19 protein-coding genes are annotated in these 22,327 nt (G+C 39.7%); all 19 read right to left on the minus strand.

The genetic code is table 11. From position 1 onward, the window contains the following. Positions 1 to 271: 271 nt before the first annotated feature. The 19 genes from HZR21_RS04260 to HZR21_RS04350 all read right to left on the minus strand — a co-directional run bounded on the left by HZR21_RS04260 (position 272) and on the right by HZR21_RS04350 (position 22,289). A complete protein-coding gene (locus HZR21_RS04260) occupies positions 272 to 544 on the minus strand; it encodes a hypothetical protein (RefSeq protein ID WP_180746593.1) in 273 nt (90 codons plus the stop codon). 150 nt (positions 545 to 694) lie between these two features. Further along, positions 695 to 994: a hypothetical protein gene (locus tag HZR21_RS04265; protein ID WP_180746594.1), complete on the minus strand. Its 300-nt coding sequence runs from the start codon at positions 992 to 994 to the stop codon at positions 695 to 697. Between the two features lie 215 nt (positions 995 to 1,209). Then, positions 1,210 to 1,878 (minus strand): ABC transporter ATP-binding protein, encoded by a 669-nt coding sequence (locus HZR21_RS04270; RefSeq protein ID WP_003137744.1) that lies wholly within the window; start codon positions 1,876 to 1,878, stop codon positions 1,210 to 1,212. Between the two features lie 13 nt (positions 1,879 to 1,891). Then, positions 1,892 to 2,959, minus strand: a complete 1,068-nt coding sequence (locus tag HZR21_RS04275; protein ID WP_180746595.1) for an ABC transporter permease — start codon at positions 2,957 to 2,959, stop codon at positions 1,892 to 1,894. 164 nt (positions 2,960 to 3,123) lie between these two features. After that, positions 3,124 to 3,378, minus strand: a complete 255-nt coding sequence (yidD, locus tag HZR21_RS04280; protein ID WP_040525617.1) for a membrane protein insertion efficiency factor YidD — start codon at positions 3,376 to 3,378, stop codon at positions 3,124 to 3,126. Positions 3,379 to 3,434: 56 nt separating this feature from the next. Next, a complete protein-coding gene (locus tag HZR21_RS04285; RefSeq protein ID WP_180746596.1) occupies positions 3,435 to 4,784 on the minus strand; it encodes a sensor histidine kinase in 1,350 nt (449 codons plus the stop codon). 36 nt (positions 4,785 to 4,820) lie between these two features. Beyond that, on the minus strand, positions 4,821 to 5,492 hold the full coding sequence (locus tag HZR21_RS04290; protein ID WP_003137751.1) for a response regulator transcription factor: 672 nt from the start codon (positions 5,490 to 5,492) through the stop codon (positions 4,821 to 4,823). 144 nt (positions 5,493 to 5,636) lie between these two features. Continuing rightward, positions 5,637 to 6,611, minus strand: coding sequence for a LacI family DNA-binding transcriptional regulator (locus tag HZR21_RS04295; RefSeq protein ID WP_003137753.1), 975 nt, complete (start codon positions 6,609 to 6,611; stop codon positions 5,637 to 5,639). Positions 6,612 to 6,929: 318 nt separating this feature from the next. Further along, positions 6,930 to 7,592 (minus strand): beta-phosphoglucomutase, encoded by a 663-nt coding sequence (gene pgmB, locus HZR21_RS04300; RefSeq protein ID WP_180746597.1) that lies wholly within the window; start codon positions 7,590 to 7,592, stop codon positions 6,930 to 6,932. Between the two features lies 1 nt (position 7,593). After that, on the minus strand, positions 7,594 to 9,861 hold the full coding sequence (locus tag HZR21_RS04305; RefSeq protein ID WP_180746598.1) for a glycoside hydrolase family 65 protein: 2,268 nt from the start codon (positions 9,859 to 9,861) through the stop codon (positions 7,594 to 7,596). A 156-nt stretch (positions 9,862 to 10,017) separates the two neighbouring features. Beyond that, on the minus strand, positions 10,018 to 11,640 hold the full coding sequence (locus tag HZR21_RS04310) for a glycoside hydrolase family 13 protein (RefSeq protein ID WP_180746599.1): 1,623 nt from the start codon (positions 11,638 to 11,640) through the stop codon (positions 10,018 to 10,020). Positions 11,641 to 11,812: 172 nt separating this feature from the next. Beyond that, the gene (locus HZR21_RS04315; protein ID WP_180746600.1) at positions 11,813 to 13,429 is read right to left on the minus strand and encodes a glycoside hydrolase family 13 protein; all 1,617 of its coding nucleotides are present in this window, start codon (positions 13,427 to 13,429) and stop codon (positions 11,813 to 11,815) included. A gap of 129 nt (positions 13,430 to 13,558) precedes the next feature. Next, a complete protein-coding gene (locus HZR21_RS04320) occupies positions 13,559 to 14,185 on the minus strand; it encodes a YesL family protein (RefSeq protein WP_180746601.1) in 627 nt (208 codons plus the stop codon). 23 nt (positions 14,186 to 14,208) lie between these two features. Beyond that, a complete protein-coding gene (locus HZR21_RS04325; RefSeq protein WP_180746602.1) occupies positions 14,209 to 15,090 on the minus strand; it encodes a carbohydrate ABC transporter permease in 882 nt (293 codons plus the stop codon). A gap of 14 nt (positions 15,091 to 15,104) precedes the next feature. After that, complete coding sequence (locus tag HZR21_RS04330; RefSeq protein WP_219605570.1) at positions 15,105 to 16,058, minus strand: ABC transporter permease; 954 nt, start codon at positions 16,056 to 16,058, stop codon at positions 15,105 to 15,107. 26 nt (positions 16,059 to 16,084) lie between these two features. Beyond that, positions 16,085 to 17,752, minus strand: coding sequence for a hypothetical protein (locus HZR21_RS04335; RefSeq protein WP_180746603.1), 1,668 nt, complete (start codon positions 17,750 to 17,752; stop codon positions 16,085 to 16,087). A gap of 304 nt (positions 17,753 to 18,056) precedes the next feature. Then, the gene (locus HZR21_RS04340; RefSeq protein ID WP_180746604.1) at positions 18,057 to 19,100 is read right to left on the minus strand and encodes a LacI family DNA-binding transcriptional regulator; all 1,044 of its coding nucleotides are present in this window, start codon (positions 19,098 to 19,100) and stop codon (positions 18,057 to 18,059) included. Positions 19,101 to 19,362: 262 nt separating this feature from the next. Next, positions 19,363 to 20,514 (minus strand): alpha-amylase family glycosyl hydrolase, encoded by a 1,152-nt coding sequence (locus HZR21_RS04345; protein ID WP_246307802.1) that lies wholly within the window; start codon positions 20,512 to 20,514, stop codon positions 19,363 to 19,365. Further along, a complete protein-coding gene (locus HZR21_RS04350) occupies positions 20,514 to 22,289 on the minus strand; it encodes a glycoside hydrolase family 13 protein (protein WP_180746605.1) in 1,776 nt (591 codons plus the stop codon). The genes HZR21_RS04345 and HZR21_RS04350 overlap by 1 nt, the downstream gene beginning before the upstream one ends. Positions 22,290 to 22,327: the final 38 nt, after the last annotated feature.

Raw genomic sequence — 22,327 nt, forward strand, 5'->3', positions numbered from 1 at the left:
CTGTCTAAAATAAGAATAAACAGTCAAGTGGCGTCTGTAACATAAAGAAAAACACAGTAGACTATGCTTAGTTTTCTGTGTTTTTTTCTAATTTCATTTAGAGGTGAATTAATTGGTAGTTATTAGATGTGCCCTATATGATTTAAAACTTTATTCGAGTACTCAATATCAATCCCATTTGATTTATTAGAAACTTTTGCAATTTTTTTAGATGACTAATTTCTTGCATACTAATTTCTATAGATTTGTTAATATTTTTAATACTATCCATTTAAAATATAACCTCTGAATTGGAAAATTTTTGATGATTTTTATAATTTCCAATAATACGATTATTAAAAGTCATCAATCTTGTTCGTACATTCTGCAAATGTCCTTGATAAGAACGTAAGTGCTGTTCTTTCATAGCCTGTTTATCTGCTAGCTCTTGTCTATATTTACACTTTTTATCATAATCTAGTTGCCACCATACACACCCGATAGCTAAAAGACTACCTAAACATTCTGCTAAATTACCAATTTCCATTACATCTTTAACCTCCATTTATTATTTTTATCAATTATATCAAAAAAACAAAATATAATAAAGATATAATTTAAAATAAAAAAAATTGAATTGATTATAAAATAAATACAAGTGCGTATTAAAATAATAAACCAACCGTTCTCAAATTTCTTCATCCTAAAACCAATCTCAGAAATAATAATAAAGACTCCCATCAAGACTAACTGAAATCAATTGAAAAATTAAGGGCACCTCTAAAAACTGCTTTTGATAACTTTTGAGATAAATTTTTCTAGCGCTAGGCATTGCGACAAAGCTTACTGCTGTAAGGTGCGGAGCAATAACGACGCGATAGGTAAATTTAGCCAAAAGTGGTAAATTTGAGTTTTTAGAGGTGCCCTTAAACAGAGTAAGCTCTAACTTAAAACTCAGCCACTCATCAATAATCCGATGATAATAATCAGGAATACCCAACACCAATTTATCCAAAATACTAAACCTAAATAATAACTGCGATGACCATTCCGAATTTATTCAAACTGCTTTACACAATCCATCTTGTGTTGCAATTAATGAATCATTTAATCGTGTGATTATTTCCTCTAGTTCTTTTGTCTTTATTCTCCTCCCATTACTATCATCATTTATAAAGTAAAAACCGCTATGTCCTGATACATAGCGGTTTTTACTTTATTTTTAAATATTTAATGTTTCTCAGTCAAAACACCATCTTGCATCAAATATACCTTATCACAATGATCAACCAAGCGTAAATCATGTGTGACCATAATCGTCGCTTTGTTCTTTTTCTTGGTTTCTTCCGCAAGGATTTTCACGACTTCAAAAGCTTTATCAGTATCAAGACTTGCTGTTGGCTCATCAGCTAAGATAATCGTAGGGTCATGATAAAGCGCACGAACAATCGCAACACGTTGTCTTTCACCACCAGATAAATCTTCTGGGTATTTATTAACTAACGAGGATACACCGAGTTGTTCAAACAACTCATCTCCTTTTGATTTAGCCTTACTTTTAGTGACTTTATCAACTAGTTTGAGTTGATTTTTGACCGTTAAAAATGGTACTAAATTTGAGCTCTGAAGGATAAAACCAATCTCATCGAACCGTAATTTAGCACGTTCTTTTTCCTTTTTACCACTGAAAGTTTTACCATTAATGAGTACTTCACCATTGGACGGTGCCTGTAAGCCACCTGCAATGGTTAAGAAAGTACTTTTACCTGATCCTGACGGTCCAATAATGGCAACAAATTCGCCTTTTTTAACCGAAAAATCAGTACTCTTTAACGCCTCAATGATTTCATCACCGTCTTTAAAAGACTTCGTGACATTTTTAAATTCTATTGCATTCATCAGTTACTCCTGTCTACCCAATCGCTTTTAAAGGATCAATTTTAACAATCGAGCGCACCGAGAACAGAGCACCCAAAATTGCAACTAATACAATCAACACGGCAATAACAGCAAGGAATACCGGCTGACTTTGGAAAGGTACAGCATCAGGCAATACGAGCGCAGATAAAACTGTTGCGACTAAACCTGTAACCACACCTGTGAAAGCGAGAATAAAAGTCTGTGCTACTACAGAATTTGCAATATAACGACTTGAAATCCCTTGTGCCTTCATAACACCGAAAATCGCCATTTTTTGCATTGTTAAAACGTAAATGAAGATACCGATAACAATCGCAGCAATCACCACAAGAAAGCCAATCATAAAGCCGAAAGTCAGAACTTGCGCACTATAACCAGGCAACTTATTAATAAAGTCATCTATTGATAGTTTTTTCAAGCCTGCAGTTTCACTAGGCGTCCCTTTTGTGACAATGGCATTAACACTTACAGATTGTTGGCCAGACGCGCTGGCACCATTACGCATTAGCTGAAAAGTCTCTAATGATGTATAAAGTACAGGCGACACACTGAATTTAGCCTGATCAGTGAAACCCACGATAGTTAAAACCTGATCGTTGGTTGCCAGTTTAACTTTATCTCCTAACTTATAATCGTATTGTGTCTCTAGACTCTTGTCAGCGACAACATCACCAGTTTCTTGAAACATTTTACCTTTGACGATATTAGGTCTTAGGAATTGTTCAGGATTAATGACAAAGAAACTGACATTTTGTTTCTTTTGGTCATCCTTACTATCGATGATTATCCCAGGTGTCTGAGCTAGAACAGCTTTTTCTTTCGCCTTCACCTGATCAAGCATTTTAGGATCCAATCTTGACATGTACAAGCTGTCATTGGCATTATCTGACAAGAGAATATCTGTCGCATGCCATTTATCAACAGCCATGCGATTTTCTTGTGCCAAACCATAAGATAGACCTGTCAGGAAAAAGACAAGATAGGCAATTAAAAAGGTTACGCCAATCACCAGTGCGTACCTCAATTTTGAATGTTTAATTTCATTAAGTGCTAAAAACATAGCATAAATCCCCCTTTGCTTTTTTAGTATAACACAAAATTTTGATTGACTCAGGTTTCAGAAATTAAAAAAACAATTTTATTATAACAAACCTCCTATCATCCCAAATAAAAAGACTTGTAAGCAATTGACAAGTCTTTCAAATTTATTATTTAGCTTGAGCACTACTGTTTATAAGGATTAACAGGATTACGTTTTAATGAAAAATGGTCTGGAACATAATCAACACCACCTTTTACAAACGGATTGCATCGCAAAATTCGTGCTGTGCCCATTAGTACACCAAGAAAGCCATGTTTTTGAATGGCGACAATCATATAATTCGAGCAGGTCGGATGATAACGACAAGCCCCTGGAAGTAAAGGCGAAATAGCAACTTGATAAAACCTAACAGGTGCGATAAGCACGCGAGTAATCATTTTTCTAAGCATGGTGCTTTTATTTTCTTTCGTTTAATTATGAATTAATGGTTAACTCAGGCACGTAATTTAATGATAAATTTAGTGCCTTGAGGCTGATTATCTTGAACATCAATCCTTCCGCCACAAGCATCAATAATTTGCTTAGCAAGAGATAAACCTAAGCCAAATCCACCTTTTTGTCGAGTTCGAGCCTTATCTACTCGGTAAAATCGGTCAAAGATTTTCTTTTTATCTTCATTAGAAATACCATATCCAGTATCCGAGGTTGTGATAACCAGATTTTGACCGGTTTTTTCGACTTTAATATCAATCTGACTTCCCACATCTGTGTATTTAACAGCATTATCAAACAAAATCGTAAGGACCTGTTTAATCAGACTTTCATCTAGTTTAACACGATCTTTAAGGTGGACTGAGCTCGTAAACTCTCTTTCAGAATTTTCGGCGAGGAGTTTATAATTTTCAAATATTTTTTCGAAGTAGGTCTGATCAACTGTCGTCAGCTCTACTTTAAGACCACCGTCTCGTTTAGCTAGATTAAGCAGGTTACTGGTTAGCATTCGCATATTTCGGACTTCTGCCAGACTCTGCGAAATGTTTTCACTTTGATCAATAATCGTAGCAGTTGGTTTCTGGAACAAAAGTTCCAAGCGGTTTTGTAAGATAGCCAACGGTGTTCTCAATTCATGACTGGCATTTTCAACAAAATTCTTTTCTTTCTCATAAGCCGCCAAGACTGGTTTCTGTGACCACCTAGAGAGATAAATAGAGGCTACCAGTGAAATAAGCCAAAAGCTGACCATGGTCGTTAAGATAATAAATTGACTTCGGGATAGGCTGTCTGATAACTGATCGACATTAACAAAAATTTGGATATAGGCAATATTAGTCGTGATGTTTTTATCAAAGGTTACTTTGAAGGTTTTAGTGCGGTAAAGAAGGGCATCTCCCGATGTTTTGATAGTGACTGTGCTAATCTTACCAACATTTGATTTGTCAAATTTTATATCTTCAGCAACTGTAGACGTTTCTAAATTAGTATCAGCATTTAAAATCTGACCTTTTTTATCATAAAGAATGACGGTTTGGTTCGGAGAAAAAACAGAGATTTGTGTACCCGATACAGAACTTGTCTCGTTACTTTGACTATTGACAGGACCGTCAGAAAAAATGGTCGTGTTATTAGTGCCATGCAAGGCTAAATTTGTCAGCATGAGGGGATTTTTAGCTAATCTTTCAATGGTCTCATCTGTTGATTTATAAATGCCTGAAGTCAATGTTTGCAAGATAATGACGGATAGGGCCACGAAAATGACCGTAAAGACGACAAAGAAATGCAAAAAATGTTTCACATCAAAGCGAAACAAGTGATGACTGGCGAATTTTTTGACGATTTTTTTCATGCGTTTTTATCTTTATCTTTTTTCATATACTCTAGCCTATCTTAAAATATAACCGACATTGCGCAAGGTGGAAAGATTTTCCGCAAATTCGGTGCCTTTGAGTTTCTTGCGTAATTTTGACATATAGACTTCTACAACGGTGACGGTTGTATCGCTATCAAACCCCCAAATACGGTCGAAAATCTGCTCTTTAGGTAAAATGACATTACGATTTTGCAGAAAATATAGGAGCAAATCAAATTCTTTTCCAAGAATTTCGACGGGTTTTCCTGATATTGTCACTTGATTGTTAGCCGTATTGACGACGAGAGCATCGCCATATTTAATGGTCGAAGTATCTTCAAGTTTGCCTGAGCGTTTGAGTAGAGCCTGAATCCGTGCTTTCAGTTCATCTAAATAGAAAGGCTTGGTTAGGTAATCATCTGCACCAATTTCAAAGCCATGCATTTTATCATCTAGGCTTTCTTTAGCGGTCATGATTAGAACGGGAGTTTTTACACCTTTGGCACGAAGTTCAGCTAGGACTTCAAAGCCATTCTTTTCTGGCAACATGAGGTCAAGTAAAATGATGTCATAAATGTTCATTTCTGCTTCATATAAGCCTTCATCACCATCAAAAACCTGAACGACATCAGCAAAATTTTCTAAAAAATCATAAACGGAATTGGATAAAGATAGGTCATCTTCTACTAATAGGATTTTGATCATCGTCTTGTTTACCTCTCTTAAATCATCAGGCTACTATGCAAAGGTATTCTTAAAACCATTGCATAGTAGCCTTTTATCAACTTGCTTTCTTTTTATTTTACACTATTTTAGTCTAAAAAACTTAAGATAAACATAAAAAAGCCGTCAGTTGACAGCTTTCGTTGACTCGCGCACCTTAAGCTCAAAAGGTACGGTTACTTTTTCTCGAAAATCAGCGGGATCTGCAAGTAAATGCAATAACTTTTGCACCGAACGATGACCGAGTTGCGTGATATTAATATCAAAGGTCGTCAAATAAGGATGAATCAAGCTAGCAAAGACAGAGTTATTAAAGGAAATCACTGAAATATCATCAGGTACATTGATGCCACGCTCTGTCAACCCTTGAATAACTTTGATTGCTAGGATATCATCTAGCACCACGAGTGCCGTTACATCACCTACCGCAAGACTTTCTGTCGTATTAAGCAACTGACCACTAAGCCCAAGCAATTTAATCTTTTCGTCAAAACCGCGATAACGCTCATGAAAAACTTCACCTTTGTCTGTATTCGTCACAAATGCTAATTTTTTGTGACCCAAACTTGCAAGATATTGGGCAGCCTCAGCCCCCATAAGTTTATTATCGTTATCAACGGCCGTGATCTCATTTGCTCGCTCAATAGGCGTCCCGACAATGACAAAGGGAATCTCATCTGCCAACAAATAATCTCGCACATCGTCAGCTTGTCCTGCATAAAGTACGATAAAACCATCGACCCGTTTTTCCTGATACATGACTCTGACTTGACTCAAGAGCTCCTCATTTGTATGACCGGAGGCGATAGAAACCGTGATTTTGTTTTGACGGGCCTCTTCGTTAATCGCTGTCAAAATTTTCATGAAAAAAGGTTGCTCAGACTTATTTTCAATTGGGGGGAAAATGACACCAATAGCACCAGCCTTGCCACTTGCAAGCATCTGTGCTGCTGAGTTTCTTGAATACCCAAGGTCAGCCATAGCTTTCCTAACTTTTTCTTTCGTCTTTTCAGAAATCGCCGAATGATTATGAATCGCTCGACTAACTGTTGACGGATTAACACCTGCACGTCTGGCCACATCTTTGATTGTAACTGCCATTGTTCTCCTTTCTGCGCTTTCAAGACTTTATGAAAGCTTGAAACTTGACCTTCGCTTGCGCTACGTCCAAGCGGGGTCATTCGCGAACTTTGTCCGCTCAAAGTCTTTCTGCGCTTTCAACACATTACGAAAGCTTGAAACTTGACCTTCGCTTGCGCTAGGTCCAAGCGGGGTCATTCGCGAACTTTGTTCGCTCAAAGTCTTTCTGCGCTTTCATTTTTTAAAAGCATGTTATTTTATTTATTTTTAAAATCCATCTCATTCTTTCATAATAAGCAGAAAAACGGAAAACGGCTTGAAAGCGTTTCCGTCTACTAACTATTTATTGTCCCATACTTCTGTTAAAAAATCAAGCGTCAACTGGCTTGTATCAGAGACGAGCGCAATATCTGTGCCTAATACTTCTGCTTTACCGACACCAATCGGTAACACGTTTGCGGCTTTAATCGCAGCAATACCAGAATAAGCATCTTCAATCCCGATAGCTTGGCTCACATCGACACCAACACCTTCAGCAGCAGCAATGAAAATATCTGGTGCTGGTTTGCTTGCGGCTACTTTTGCAGGATCAGCAATGGCATCAAAATAATCTGTCAATTGCATCTGGTCTAGCAAGAAAGGGCAATTTTTTGATGCGGATGCCAAAGCGATTTTAATACCTTGTCCCCGTAAATCTTGAAGTAATTGTAAAATACCAGGGTAGACATCTTTGGGTGACACCGCTTGAATCATCTCGACGTAATTGTCATTTTTAAGTTTGGCCATGGCAGCAAATTCTTCTGCTGTATAGTCATTTTCCTTGCCACCATGTTCTAAAATACGACGCAAGGATTCTTCACGTGAGACACCTTTCAGGTTTTCGTTGAACTCACGGTCAATCTTAATCCCAATTTCCTTGGCCAATTTTTCCCAGGCTAGAAAATGATATTCTGCAGTGTCTGTAATGACACCGTCAAGATCAAATAATACTGCTTGAAACATCTTAACCACCTACTTTCACAGTATAACTAGACGTCAATTCAACTGTTTGACCATAGACTTCTAGGTTCAAAGCTTCTCCTGATAGCAAGCTAACCGTGACATTTTCAGCCACTTCAATTTTCAAAAGACGACCACGATAATTGATGTGGAAGGTATAGCCCGTCCAATCGCTTGGTAAGAATGGTGCAAAGCTGAGTTTGCCGTCCCATGTTTTCATTTGGGCAAAGCCTTGAACGATGGCTAACCATGAACCTGTCATTGACGTGATGTGCAGACCATCTTCTGTATCGTTGTTATAATTATCCAAGTCAAGACGTGCTGTCCGCCCATACATTTCAACTGCTTTGGCTTCTTTGCCAAGTTCAGCCGCAAGAATGGCGTGAATGGATGGTGAAAGAGAGCTTTCATGCACAGTCATTGGTTCATAGAAATCAAAGTTGCGACGTTTTTCTTCTAATGAGAATTGGTTACCGAAGAAGTAAATGCCCTGTAACACATCGGCTTGTTTGATAAATGGTGAGCGCAGAATTTTATCCCAAGACCAGTTTTGGTTGAGTGGTAAATCTGTTACATCCAAGGCTGAAACTGGGCGGAGATCTTTATCCATAAAGCCATCATGTTGTACAAAGACGCCTTCTTTTTCATCATATGGATAGTACATTTTATCAACGATTTCTGACCATTTTGCTAATTCTTCCGCTGTAACGTTGAGATCAGCACGGCTGTGTTTAGCCAAACTTTCTGCTGTATAGCTTAAAACCCAAGCAGCCAGTGTATTCGTATACCAGTTGTTGTTGATGTTGTTTTCATACTCGTTAGGTCCTGTGACACCATGGATCATGTACTTGTCATTGCGTGCTGAGTAATGGACACGGTCTGCCCAGAAACGTGCGACTTCTACTAGGACATCGAGACCTTCATGCGCCAAGTATGTTTCGTCACCTGTATAGTTGGTATAGTTGTAAATAGCATAAGGAATAGCGCCATTACGGTGAATTTCTTCAAAGGTAATTTCCCACTCGTTATGGCACTCAACACCTGTGAAGGTCACCATTGGATACAAGGCACCTTTAAGACCTTGTTGGCGGGCATTGTGTTGGGCTTGTGGCAATTGTTGGCGACGATATTTCAAGAGATTTTTTGTTACTTTTTCGTCTGCTAAAGAGAGATAAAGTGGGACAGCGTAAGCTTCTGTATCCCAGTAGGTTGCGCCACCATATTTTTCACCAGTAAAGCCTTTAGGACCAATGTTGAGGCGTTCATCTTCACCGTAGTAAGTTGAGAAGAGTTGGAAAAGGTTGAAACGGATACCTTGTTGAGCTTCATCAGAGCCTTCAATCACGACATCAGCAATGTCCCAACGTTTGCCCCAAGCAGTCACTTGTGCTTGATACAGGCTGTTATAATCTTGCATTTGAACAGATTTTTCAACGATGGCTTGGTTACCAGCTTTAACTTCTGTTAAATCAGCATAGTCACGGCTTGTCGTCACAATGACACGTTTTTCAAAAATTAAGATATCACCAGCTGTGACTGTTTGTTCAAAGCGATTGATAATGGCTTTTTCAGCTGTCGTTTGCCCAACTGCCTCAAAGTTTCCTGCAAAGGTTTGACTGGCAACAACGGTAAATTGGTCCACGCCAAATGGATTTTCAATTGTTTGCGTTGCGATGTAAGACCCATTATTCGTCTGACCTTTATCTAAGATGTTCCAAAACTGTTCATCATAGTTTGCGTCTTCATTTTTGACATCCGCATCAATGATTGCGTCAATTTGAATCTTGTGGTCTTTGCCATCGACTGATTCAAACATGAAGGCAAAGACAGCAAGTTCTAAAATATCAACTGAGAAAAAGCGTTCAGCAGAAACTTTGACACCACGCACAACGTAAGTATAGCTGAGCGTGCCTTTTGCCATGTCAAGCGAGATGTTGAAGTCGCTAATTGACTCAGTTGCCAAGTCTACTTCTGCGCCATCAATGACGAGTTTGATTTTGGCAATATTAAGGGCATTGATTGCCTTGCCAAAATATTCTGGGTAGCCATTTTTCCACCAACCAACACGTGTTTTGTCAGGATACCAAACACCTGCCAAATAAAAACCTTGGTGCATATCACCCGAGTAAGTTTCAGCAAAATTACCACGCATCCCCATATAGCCATTACCAATGGCTGTCAGAGATTCTTGCAGGCGTCTATCTTCGATTTCTAATGTGTCTGATTTGATTTGCCAAGGGTCAATCGCCATAATACGTTTGTTTTGATTCATTGTTGATGTCCTCATTCATTCATTTTAGGTACTGTCATTTATCGATGCTTAATTTGATTTTGTTGCTTGATTTGCTCCAGCATTTTCATGCTGTTTAGATGCATATTTTATGCAACCGGTTTCACACTTATAGTTTAACACGCAAGCGGTTGCACGTCAAGCTGTTTTTTTATTTTTCTTGTAAATCCGATATGCCCAGCCCTCTAAAGATAGGTCTAACAGGTCTGGTGCCAGTGCTTGTGTGACCATGTCTTGATAGTCATGTCGCGGTCTCTCGAAAGTAACGGTCGTTGGCGTTGCAGACAAGTTTGTCACGATTAAGAACTCACCTCGCTCATAGGCTAGAACTGTCGGATGTTCAGGAAATAGAAATGTTATATTACCTTCGGAAATATCTTGGTACTCATGACGAAGTTGAATCAAAAATTTATAGAGATTCAGAATTGAGTCTGGATTTGCTTGTGCTGCTGCAACATTTTTCTCTAAGTAATTAGGATTAATGACCAACCAAGGTTTACCATTTGTGAAACCAGCATTTTCGGTTGCATCCCATTGCATTGGTGTTCGAGAATGGTCTCGTGAGTTGACTGTTGCTGCTTTGAGTGCCGCTGTTTTAGACAGTCCTTCTGCTAGTTTTTCATTGTATAAGTAGATCGTATCAGTCGCATCGACTTGTGAGATATTTGTATAGTTAAAGTTTGTCATGCCGATTTCTTGGCCTTGATAGATAAAAGGTGTACCACGCAGTAACATATAGGCGACAGCTAGTGCTTTAGCCGAGGTCTCCGTGCCATCTCCTAGAACATCAATCACGCGCGGCTGGTCATGATTTTCCAAATAAGGTGCATTCCACCCACGCGCCAATAAATCTTCTTGCCATCGCATAATCGTGTCTTTAAAGATTTTCAGGTCAGCTTTACCCTCATCGTCTTTATCGCTATGTTCCAGTTCAAAGATCATGTCGATGTAGCCTTGGTCATCCGTCCAATTTGGCGCTTCCTTGGTAGAGACGCCACTGGCTTCTCCGACTGTCAGTGCATCAAATTCATCAAAAATCTTCTTAAATTCTGCCATGTAAACTTCAATACCAGCCACATTCATGAAAGGTTCCCAAGGATCATTGTCTTTAAAGGATTTAATTTCAAAATCCCAAGGCGCTTTTTCAATATGACTGATTGCATCCAGTCTAAAGCCATCAATGCCTTGCTCTAGCCACCAACGAACCATGGCATAAATCTCCTCGCGCACCTTAGGATTATGCCAGTTCAAATCAGGTTGTTCTTTAGCAAACACATGGAAATAAGCCTCACCAGTTGCATCATCAATGGTCCAAGTACTACCACCAAAAAATGAAATCCAATTATTGGGCAAGTGATCAGGTGTAGCTGGCTGCCAATGGTAATAATCACGATAAGGATTGTCCTTGGACTTACGACTCTCGATAAACCAAGGATGTTGATTCGACGTATGATTAACGACTAAATCCATGATGACCTTCATCCCCATTGAATGCGCTTGCATAATCAAGTTTTGTAAATCAGCCATCGTCCCGAAACGGTCTTCGTCCAAGGCATAGTAATCTGAAATATCATAGCCCCCATCAAACTGAGGACTTTTATAAATCGGATTAATCCAGATAAAATCAACACCCAAATCTTTTAGATAAGGCAACTTCTCGATAATCCCATTAATATCCCCAATACCATCATCATTTGTATCCCGAAATGATTTGGGATAAATTTGATAGCCCACTGCTTGTTTAAACCAATTACTTTTCATATATCACCCATCCTAACTCATCGTTTGCAACCATTATACAATGCAAACGTTTGCATTGTCAAGTAACTTTACTATCCTAGATAACTTTTATTTATTTCATCTTCATAACCCTATCTACGCCTGACAAAAAAGACCGATAAGCATCGGTCATTCTTGCAACTAGCAATCAAATTTAATCTGATACGACTTCAATGGCAAAGGCGTCCCATGGTTGCAGCAATACTTTCGTCAAATCATTTGGAATTTGACGGTTGGCGATGATGCCTTTACCACCCGTTAACTGACTTTCAAAAAGGGCAGTTGCGTCAGAGAAATTTACAACAACTAGGTATTGTCTACCTTCAAAATGACGAAGATAGGCAAAAATATCATCAGACGTTTCAAGCAACTCATAATCACCATAAACAACCCAATCATTTTGTTTGCGCAAGGCAATCAATTTTTGGTAGGTATAGAAAATAGAGTCCTTATCAGCTAAGGCTGCCTCAGCGTTAATTGTTTGATAGTTAGTATTGACCGCCAACCAAGGTTGCCCTGTTGTGAAACCTGCATTATCAGTCGCATCCCATTGCATCGGTGTCCGAGCATTATCACGACCAACGGCACGGATACTCGCCATGATATCTTCTGGTTTGTAACCTTGTGCCAAACGTTCCGCATACATATTAACAGACTCAATATCCTCGACTTGGTCAATCGTTTCAAATGGATAATTGGTCATGCCGATTTCTTCGCCCTGATAGATGAAAGGCGTGCCACGCATAAGATGAAGTAAAATCGCAAATGCTTTAGCACACTGAACGCGATGTTCAGCATCATTGCCCCAGATTGAAATTGCACGTGGCAAGTCATGGTTATTCCAAAACAATGAGTTCCAACCCTGACCGACTGCTAAATCCGTCTGCCATTTAGAGATAATCGTTTTTAACTTAGATTTATCAAGGTCAATCACATCCCATTTGGGTTGATCAGGTTCATGCGATAAACTGATATGCTCAAATTGAAAGACCATTGACAACTCTTCACGCTCAGGTGCTGAATAGAGTTTAGCAATTTCAGGTGTTGCGCCCCATGTTTCGCCAACTGTCAATAAATCCTTATCACCAAAGGTAGCTTGATTCATTTCATGAAGGTAATCATGTAGCTTAGGCCCATTACCAGTGATTTCATCATCAGGAATTTTCCCAATCAAATCAATCACGTCCATACGGAAACCACCAACACCCTTATCAATCCAGAAATTCATCATGTCATAGACTGCTTGACGAACTTTTTCATTTTCCCAATTCAGGTCTGGCTGTTTTTTAGAGAAAAGATGCAAATAGTATTGGCCACTTGCTTCATCACGTTCCCAGGCAGAACCTGAGAAAGCTGACGTCAAATTATTGGGTTGATCGCGCCAAACGTAGTAATCACGGAATTCGTTGTCCTTAGATTTTTTTGCCTCGACAAACCAGGCATGTTCATCCGAAGTATGATTCACCACTAAATCCATAATGATTTTAATGCCATGTTTATCTGCCTCCGCTAAGAGTTCGTCCATGGCTGCCATGTCTCCAAAAATACTGGCAATATCTTCATAGTCTGAAATGTCATAGCCATTATCATCCATAGGACTTGCATAAACCGGACTGAGCCAAATAGCTGTAATACCAAGCTTTTCCAAGTAATCAAGACGGCTCGTAATCCCTTTAATGTCCCCAATCCCATCGCCATCAGAATCTTGAAAACTCCGCGGATAAACTTGATAGGCAACAGCCGTCTGCCACCATTTTTTCTCGAATGTCATGATTTTCTACCCTCCTCAGGCTTTTGTAATATGTTTTTTTAGGATACGAGTAACAGTTTAACATATGTGATTGAAGATGTAAACGTTACCATGTTAGAAAAAAGCGTCAAAACTTCTTTAATCTTTAGTTTATTTTGATTGATACTGTTGATAAATCGACAACAGTAAGAAACTTTTTAGATAGGTAATCAGTGCAAAGCCGATAAAGGTTGATAGGTAAATGGCAAAGACCATCATCACTGGCGTCAACATGGCTAACACAATAGGCAAAAGCGTGACGATTAAAATCAATAAAGAAATTTTCCCATGTCTTAATACAAGTAAACAAGCATTCTTAGCCGTTGTGATACCATTGTCATCAAAGCGGGCAATGTATGGAAAGATAAAATCCATCCCGACAAGACTGATAAGACTTGCAAGACCCAGAGCAAGATAGACTAAGGGGCGTATCGGTATTGCGACTATGCCAGCAAATAGGTAGTTCAGTAGGACAAGAAGATTAATCATCGTAAAAATCAGATGATAGTAAGTCGCCAGTTTAAAATTCGTCTTAAAGGCGCGCAAGTAATCAATGGCGACATGGCCTGTCTTGCCTTCAATCATCTTCATCGTTACCGCAGTAAGAGCGGTATTTGCCGCACCAATGGTCACCAGTGGCAAGCAAGTGATGAGATAGAGAAGATTCAAGACCATGAGCTGAAAAACCTTGGTCCCCGCTTTGTAAATAAGGACGTCATATGAAAATAAATTTGTCATCTTTGCACCTAGCTTTCCTCAGCTTATTCCTTGACTGAACCCACAACCATCCCCGTTACAAAATATTTTTGCAACATCGGATAAATCAACAATAATGGAATGATAGCTACCATAATTTTTGCCGCATTCAAATTCTTATCCGAGAGCTGGGCAAGATTGGCAATGGATTCTGCAGAGGCATTATTTTTAATCGCATCCGCAATGTTGACATTTAAGGCTTGGATATAAGTCATCAAAGGGTAATTTTCAGCCTTTGTAATATAGATTAAACCACCCATGAAATCATTCCAGGTACCAACAATAGAAAACAGTGACACTGTCGCAAGTGACGGCAGAGAAATTGGGATAAATACCTGGAATAGGACTTGTAAAGGGGTCGCCCCATCAATGATTGCTGCCTCTTCAAGTGCTTTTGGAATGCCTCGAAAGAAATTCATGACCAAAATTACAGAGAAAATTGGGACAGCTCCTGGCAAAATCAAGGCCCAAATTGTATTCAGTAACCCTAACTGTTTCACGACCAAATATGTCGGAATCATACCGCCATTGAATAACATGGCGAAAATCAAGATATTCATGTAAATCGAACGCCCTTTAAAAGCTCGTTTACTTTTAGCCAATGGATAAGCCATCAGCACGATGAGTATCAAATTCAGAGCCAATGTCACTACAACTCTTAAAACAGAGATGCCAAAGGACCGCCAAAATTGACCATCACCCATAATTTTCTGATAAGCTCCAAAAGTCAAATCAATTGGGATAAGTCCAACTTTGTTACCTGCAACAGCTGCAGAACCTGATAGAGAAATGGCGACAATATTCCAGAGTGGCAAGAGACAGATTAATCCCAGGCCAATCACTAGCGCATAAATAATAATAATCCGCGCATTTAACTTTTCTTTCATGAACCCCTCCAGCTCTAAAACATTTTACGGTCTGTGTAACGACCAGCGATTTCATTGGCCCCTATCATCAATACAGCACCAATCACTGCCTTAAAGAGCCCTACTGCTGTACCAAATGAATATTGACGACCAATCAAGCCGACACGATAAACGTAGGTATCTAGGATATCACCAGACTCATAAACCATCGGTGAATACAAATTATAGACTTGGTCAAATCCAGCGTTTAAAATATTGGGTAGATTCATGATAGCCAGGAGTAAAATAATCGTCATCATGCCCGGTAAGGTCACATGCCAGACTTTTCTAAACCAACTTGCGCCATCAATTGATGCCGCTTCATATAGACCTGGGTCAATTGAGGTAATCGCCGCCAAATAAACGACGGAACTATAGCCAAACTCCTTCCAAACATCTGTTCCCACTAGCAAGGGTTGAAAAAGTTTGTTAGACCCTAGAAAGTTCAAGTTTTTCAACCCAATCGCTTCCAGCATTTGCGTAATTGACCCATCGAGATTGAACATATTCATGACAACAGCAGATAAGACAACCCAGGATAGAAAGTGAGGTAGATAAACAATAGTTTGCACTGATTTTTTTAGAAAAATCACTCTAATTTCATTTAACAAGATGGCAAATATGATTGATAAGACAGTTCCTATAATTATTTTACCAAGTGCTATTACGATTGTGTTGCGAAATAGCAAACCAACATCTGGTAGTGAAAACAAGCGTTGAAAGTGTGCCAATCCAATCCAATGAGACCCTAGTAAACCTTTGGCAGGAATATAATTTTGGAAGGCCATGGCAACCCCTGCCATCGGCACATAGGTAAAAATGATCAAGAATAAGAGTCCTGGAATCATCATCAAATGAAACATGACCTGATTTTTTCGTTCACGATTCGGCATGGGCTGTTTTTTTGATTCTTGGTTAGATGCTAACGATACGTCTTGATTTGTAGCCATTACTTCTCCAATTCTAGGCATCCACCTTATTTTTTAGCGTCTACTTCTTTTTGGACTTCCTTGGTAACAGCTGTGCCACCTTGTTTGTACCATTGTTTCACAAAATTGTCGAAGTCAGAGATTGGTTTTGCACCCGTCACCATTTTCATAAAGGTTTCTTCGCGTAATTTATCCAAATCTGCACCTTTTTCCTCAAGTGTTTTCGTCGTACCAAAATAGGGTGACTCAGTTTCCGAAAAGATACCTTCATCTCTAACTTTGACCATTACATCATTAACTCCGATAATTCGCGAAGTGTATGTTGCCCAATCTGTCGAACTAGCAGTTGCTGGGTCTTTAAGGTAGTTTTCAAGCGTTGCAATGAGTGTGCGTGTATCTGGATATTTAACAGTATCTGCTGATTTTTTTCCATTTAAAACGGCTTGCGTATCAGACACTATTTCTAAAAGCTCTGTTGACGGATTAATCTCGATATTAAAAGGACGTGACGTGCCATCTACTGCTGTTGCACGGTAATCAGCAATCTCTGGATAATCTGTCGCTGCTGTTGCATCATTACGCGTTTCGTCATAAATGAAGTTGATAATTTGCATGGCAAGTTCGGGTTTTTTAAAACCTTTACGGACAACAACGAAATTACCTGTTGAGTTATTTTGGATTGTCGCAACCTTACCTGATGCATTTTCAAGAGCATAGGCTTTAAAGCTAGCTTCTTTATTTTTTTCTTTGGTCTGAAATAATTGCCAATCTGTAATATGCCATGGTCCAGGAATAATACCTGTTTCACCATTAACAACCATGGCTGATATATCATCCCATGTTCTTGTGCCAAATTGCTTGTCTAATATGCCTTCTTTATACCAACCATTGAGCAAGGTTAAAAGTTCTTTGGTTTGACTGCTCACTGTCCCATTAACGACTTTCCCATCATCACCAGTCAGCCAGAAACCAGGATGAGCACCCAAGGCATCTCCAATGCCCATTGATGTGTAAGCTGAGCCACCATAGTTGGCTGATATCAATGTCGGTGCCAAGGCTAAACCTGTATTTTTAGCTGTCCCACCAGGATTTTGCTCCGAAAATGCTTTAGCTGTATCATGTAGCTCATTGATTGTAATTGCACCATTGCCGTCTGCATCAAGTTTGAGGCCTAATTTTTGTGCCCAGTCGTCCCGAATCCAGAAAAGCGAAGGCCCTAAATCTCCAGCTGTTGCAGGTAAGCCCATGAGCTTATCATCAAAGGTACCATCTTCAAGCGGTCGATTATTGTAAGACTCGTAAGCTTCTTTAATCCCTTTACTGGCATTCTTTTGATAAATACCCGTCATATTTTCAATCAAATCGTTTTCGTACAGCTCTTTCATCTCATCACGAGAAACGACCATCATATCTGGAATATCACCCGAGGCAATAGCAAGTGATACTTGTCGCGTATAATCATCACCATTGGCTTCAAATTTATCTTTGATTTTGACATTAAATTTTTTATCAACTGCTCGTGTGTAAGCGTTTGATTCGTAAGTATCACCTTTAGGTAACTTAGGATCTGCAGTCGTTTGTCGTCCTAAAGTGATAATAAGTTTGCCATCCTTAGTTGTCGATGCAGCATCGTCTTTGTTGCCACAAGCTGTAAACGCTAAAACAGCTGTACCCAACATAAGAGCTGAAACCAATTTTTTCTTACAATTTGCCATCTTGAATTTCTCCTTTTTAAGTATCTTCCGATTTGTTCTTTACTAGGTGTTACGCAACACCTAGTAGTAAAAAAATAATAACGATGCATTAATTGATGATAATTTGACTTCATATCCTCTATTTCATGCACTATCCAGACAAATAATTAATATCTTAGATACAATAGGTGTTTCGTAACACCTTTAGCTAATCATATCATACTTTAAAATAAGTTGCAAGCGTTTTCAGGTGAAAATATTGTTTTAAATGATTATCAAAAAAATCCCCAATGAACATTATCATCAAGAATAAATACAGTGTAGACTATTTTGATAGCAACTGTTTGACTGTCTCTCCTTCAATCAAGCTACCTGATATCAGGATGTTACGCGCTAGAATAGGTTCTAAGTTAATTTTCTGAAATAGCATCGTTAGCGCCTTTTCAGCTTTCAAATTCACATCTTGAGAAATGGTGGTTAGTTTTGGTGAGGCAAATCGACTCAAAATATTGCCGTCAAAGCCGACGACTGAAATATCATCTGGAATTGTCAAACCCGCGCCTTGAATTCGGGATAAGGCAACCGCAGCTAACAAATCTGACGCAAAAAATAGGACTGTCTTGCCATCAAATCGTCGCTGGATAAAAGCATCTAACCAAGCTTCTATTTCTGAAAAATATTTAGGCATGCCTTGACAAACCGTTGTGACAGGCAAGCCATGATCACGCATCTCCTGCAACACGCCATCTCGACGTTGGGCATCAACCCCTTGCCATCGTTCAGACTTCCCACGTGATAAAAAGGCAATTTCCCGATGACCTGCTTGAATCAGATATGCCGTCATCTTGGCAGCTGCCACTTTATCATCAAGCCCGACATTACATATTTCAGCAGCCACATCAACCGTTTCATCTTGGAAAACATCTAAAAAAATAGCCGGTGTCTTGAGGTGCTGATACCATTGCGCTAGCTCCCGCGGTTGGACCCCTGACAAAATCACACCCTCCATCTGCCAAGACTGCATGACCCGCAAACTCTCGTCAAAGGATTGGGATTTGTGATACATTAAATAATACCCTTGCTTACGTACATGGTATTCAATGGCTTGTGTTAATTCCCCAACATAGGGGTTGCTAAATTCTCGATCCGTTAAACCAATATTATCTTGAATAATGAGACCGATAATACGAGACCCGTTGTTAGCCAAGATACGACCAGCCATCTGCTCACTATAATTAAACTTCTCGAGTGCGGCTTGAATCTGTTGAAATTTTTCCTGAGAGACTTTCCCCGTCCGACCATGAATCACGTTGGAAACTGTCGTTGGACTAGCTCCTGTGTATTTAGCGATTTCTTTGATTGATACCATGCTTGATTCCCCAATGATTGTCTTTGTTTTTTGTACACTTATTTTAACAATTCTACCATGATTTACTGGCAATAATCAACTTTTAGTCTAAAGGCAAAAACATAGCCGCCATTTCTGACGACTATGTCCATTAGTTGAGGCACAATTAAACTCCTTTCAAAATCATAGCCTGATGAAAAGCAACTTTGCCATTGTTACTTTGAACGATATCACCGGTCAAAAGATCCTCATACTTGCCATTGAGATGTGCTATGCCAATGCCTTAAACTGGGAAAAGACCCACGATTTCTTCAGCGCCTAGAACATATTTGCCAATCAAAGCTTGACCATCCGCTTCAATCGTATAATAGCCAGTCTTAAAAATTTCTGCTGAGGTAATCTCTGCTAACCTTGCCAGATAGTCACTCTGATCAAGGCCAGTTTGCCAGTCCACCTTGTCTGCATCAAAGAGGCTTGGGATGTGTTTGGCATGCACTTCTTGACCGGCATAAAGTTGTGTTGTGCCTTGTTGGAAGTACATGAAAGCAGTCCAAGTAGCGAGTTTTTCTGGGTCAGGAATCAGGGCTGCGGCACGGAAATTATCATGGTTTTCCAGGTAACGCATCTTGATATAGTTATCAGGATAAATGACGGTTTGACGTGCCAGAGCCTCAGCATAATCTGCCAAGCTACGTTTGCCTGTCAAGACACCGTTAAAAACCTCAAAGACATCATAGTCATAAGCCATGTCAAAGGCTTGGAAGATCTCAGATTCTGAAAGTGCCGTTTGACCTTGACTTCTGTTATAGCTGACGAAACTTTCTTCGATCGATTCGGATAACCAGATAGCATCAGGTCGTACTTTGGCGACACCTTGACGGGCTTCTAACCAAAAATTTAGCGGCACGAGAGATGCGACATCACATCGGAAACCATCCACAAATTCTGCCCACATTTGAAGGGTTTCAATTTGATACTCCCAGAGGTCATGGCTCAGGCTATAATCCAAGTCTTTGACGTCCGTCCAATCCCCAGTCTTGTTTCCAAAATCTCCGTTAGGCTTACGGTAGAACCACTCGGGATGATGCTGGATGAGCCAAGAATCAGGCGAGGTATGGTTATAGACGACATCAATGATGACTTTCATGCCTCTAGCGTGAATCGCCTCAGTCAAATGTACGAAATCAGCTTTTGTGCCATACTCTGGATTGACTTCACGATAGTCTTGAATCGCATAAGGTGAGCCAAGAGAACCCTTACGATTGACTTCCCCAATCGGGTGAATGGGCATGAGCCAGATGATGTCAGTACCAAGAGCCTTGATGCGGTCAAGCTCAGGCTCAATCGCCGCAAAAGTGCCAGCCTCGCTGAAATTACGTGGGAAAATCGAGTAAATAACTTGTCCTCGAAGTGTTTTAGGTGTATCTACTGCCATTAAACGGCCTCGCTTTCTAAAATAACAACAAATCCTTTAGGTTCTAAGATGCCATCACTCAAATGATTGGCAAAAATCACTTGACCTTCGTCAATTGTCACCTCATAAATTGCCTCACTCGCATTGAAAGTGGCTATCAACCGAGTACCTGATAGACTACGCGTAAAGCTCACAAGATCTCCCTCAACATGCCAAGACAAATCACCATCAACAAGAACCGCCAACTGATCCTTGCGAAGTTGGATCAAAGCCTTCATGAAAGCATACATATCGTGATCCTGCTTTTCAGGACGCCATTCCATAGGCTTGCGGTTATCAGGGTCATTTTCGCCAGTCATGGCATACTCACTACCATAGTAAATATCCGGTGTCCCTTGTTGCAGGAACATAAAAGCATACATTTGTTTGACAATGTCTTTATCACCATTAGCAAGACTGAGGACACGCGGGGCATCGTGAGAATCCAATAAATTATACATCATTTGATTGGTTTGGTCACGATTGAGCATGAGCTGGGCATTGAGATTGCTGACGAGCTTGTCTGCTGAAATTTTTCTATTGGCGAAATAATCAATAATTGACGCCGTAAAGGCATAGTTCATCACACCATTGAACTCATCGCCATTGAGCCACGGCTGTGCACTAGTCCAAATTTCACCCAGAATATAAAAGTCTGGATCTAATGCAGTAACGGCTTGATAAAATCTTTTCCAGAAATGGTGATCAACTTCATTAGCCACATCAATTCGCCAAGCATCAATACCAAATTCACGAATCCAATAGGTACTAATATCTAATAGGTAGTCTTGGACTTCAGGATTAGCTGTGTTGAGTTTCGGCATGTGGCGCGTGAAGGCAAAGGTTTCATAATTTGAGTCATCATCATACTCGCTTTTTGGTGTCGTCGTAATTGGCCAAGAATGAATGTGAAACCACTCTGCATACTTAGACTGCTCGCCATTTTCCAGCACATCCAACCATTCTGGGCTTTCATCCCCTATGTGGTTAAAGACTGCATCTAACATGACTTTTATGCCACGCGCATGAGCCTTATCGACCAGTTCTTTAAAATCAGCTTTGGTGCCAAAATGTGGGTCGATTTCTAAATAGTTTCTTGTGTCATACTTATGATTAGTTGGTGCCTCAAAAATCGGATTGAAATAAATGCCATTGATACCTAAATCAACCAAATGATCTAAATGATCAATCACACCACGTAGGTCACCACCATAAAAAGCCTCACGTGTTGGATGATCATCTGAATTCCAGGGAAGTGTACCTTCATTATCATTTGACGGATCACCATTAGCAAAACGCTCTGGAAAGATTTGATACCAAATGGTTTCCTTGACCCATTCAGGTGCTTTAAAGCGATCAATTTCTTGGAAATAAGGCATTTTGAAATAAGCATTCGATCCCATGAGTCCGTCGTTTGCATCCGACTCCTCATCAATCAGTGGTTCAAAGCCTTGATCACCATAGAAAAGTTCTTCTCCATCAAGTCCTGTGATATTAAATCCGTAATTAAGGCGATTATGTGGCGCATAGAGCTTTGCTTCCCAGTATTGATGTGTTTCTGTCGCAAGTCCTCGCGTCATTTCAACATCTGCTTCTTTTTGCCAAACACCATTTAACATATCATAAGGATCGCCTGATACAACGACGATTTTGGCTATATCATCTAAAGCTGTGCGAACACGAACGCGCATTTCACTTGCTGTATAGAGATAGGCATATTCTGATTCGGGGCGATGGTAAATTGCTGATAAGTTCATATTAATTATCTCCTCTATCTACATATCTTTAAAAATAA

Origin of the sequence: Pseudolactococcus laudensis (assembly GCF_013449735.1) — a bacterium.
In the GTDB taxonomy this organism is placed as follows: domain Bacteria; phylum Bacillota; class Bacilli; order Lactobacillales; family Streptococcaceae; genus Pseudolactococcus; species Pseudolactococcus laudensis.